This window comes from Pseudarthrobacter phenanthrenivorans, from assembly GCF_036455295.1.
GTDB lineage: Bacteria > Actinomycetota > Actinomycetes > Actinomycetales > Micrococcaceae > Arthrobacter > Arthrobacter phenanthrenivorans_C.
Genome location: NZ_JAYXNX010000042.1, coordinates 1 through 1,030 on the forward strand (window position 1 = coordinate 1; position 1,030 = coordinate 1,030).

The window sequence follows — 1,030 nt, forward strand, 5'->3', positions numbered from 1 at the left end:
GTGCTGCATGCGGCGACGTTCTTCTCGGTCGGTGGCGGGTTCATCGTCCGGGAGGGTGAAGAGGACGCGGCACGGCAGGAACTGGAGGCCTCGAAAGAGGAGTTGCCGCTGCCGTTCCGCACCGCCGCGGAGCTGCTGGAACACTGCGCGGTGACCGGGTTGGGCATCGCTGACGTGATGCTGGTCAACGAAAAAGCCTCCCGCACCCAGGAGGAGATCCGGGCCGGGTTGCTGCACATCTGGTCCGTGATGGAGAACTGCGTGGCCGCGTCCCTGAAGCGGGACGGGGTGCTGCCGGGCGGGTTGAAGGTCCGCCGCCGCGCCCCGGACTGGTTTGACCGGTTGAAAAAGGAATGCGCCGACGGGCGCGATCAGGACCAGGACGCGGCCTGGGACGCGGGCCCGTTCGAGCCCCGGTATTGGCAGGAGTGGGTTAACTTGGTGGCGTTGGCGGTGAACGAGGAGAACGCCTCCGGCGGCAGGGTGGTCACCGCCCCGACCAACGGCGCGGCCGGGATCATCCCCGCGGTCCTGTTCTACGCCCTGCACTTCGCCCCGGGCATGGACACCGCCACTCAGGAAGACCGCGATGACGTGGTGGTGCGGTTCCTGCTCGCCGCCGGCGCCGTCGGCGTCCTCTACAAGGAACAGGCCTCGATCTCCGGCGCCGAGGTCGGCTGCCAGGGCGAGGTAGGGTCCGCGTCCTCGATGGCCGCCGCGGGCCTGGCCGAGGTCATGGGCGGGTCCCCCGCCCAGGTGGAGAACGCCGCGGAGATCGCGATGGAACACAACCTGGGCCTGACCTGCGACCCGATCGGCGGGCTGGTCCAGGTCCCCTGCATCGAACGGAACGCGATCGCCGCCGCGAAAGCCATCAACGCCGCCAAAATGGCGCTCTGGGGCGACGGCACCCACCGCGTCTCCCTCGACGAAGTCATCATCACCATGCGCGAAACCGGCAAAGACATGTCCTCCAAATACAAGGAAACAGCCATGGGCGGCCTCGCCGTCAACGTCGTCGAATGCTGAC

The 1,030-nt window shown here is 68.1% G+C and carries 1 protein-coding gene; it reads left to right on the top strand.

Annotated elements, in window-relative coordinates; all coding sequences use genetic code 11:
* Positions 1-1,029 (top strand): L-serine ammonia-lyase (locus VXJ37_RS21030; protein ID WP_331324934.1); only part of this gene is annotated, 1,029 nt, incomplete at its 5' end.
* Position 1,030: the final 1 nt, after the last annotated feature.